This is a genomic window from Bacillus sp. SIMBA_026 (genome assembly GCF_046535335.1).
In the GTDB taxonomy this organism is placed as follows: domain Bacteria; phylum Bacillota; class Bacilli; order Bacillales; family Bacillaceae; genus Bacillus; species Bacillus velezensis.
On the sequence record NZ_JAWRWX010000404.1, the window covers coordinates 1 to 244 of the forward strand.

Genomic DNA, 244 nt, shown 5'->3' on the forward strand with positions numbered 1-244 from the left:
GTCGGTAGCCCAAGAGTCGCCCGCAACCCGCGGGAACAGTGTGGGTGTGGCCCTTACAGGTCTCGTGAACAAAGTCCTGGCAAAGCCGCCGGTGCGAAAGTTTGCCCGTGACCTCGGGATTGACCTCGCGGACGTGGTGCCCACAGGACATCGTGGTGAAGTGACGCGCGAAGACTTGGTCAGTTACCAGGCGCAACGAGACGCGGAACTGGACCAAGCGGAAAGCTTCTGGAGCGCGTCCAAG

Annotated in this window: 1 protein-coding gene; it reads left to right on the top strand. The window is 61.9% G+C overall.

The features are described from left to right. Positions 1-46: 46 nt before the first annotated feature. Positions 47-244 (top strand): E3 binding domain-containing protein (locus SB847_RS21975; RefSeq protein ID WP_410578851.1); only part of this gene is annotated, 198 nt, incomplete at its 3' end.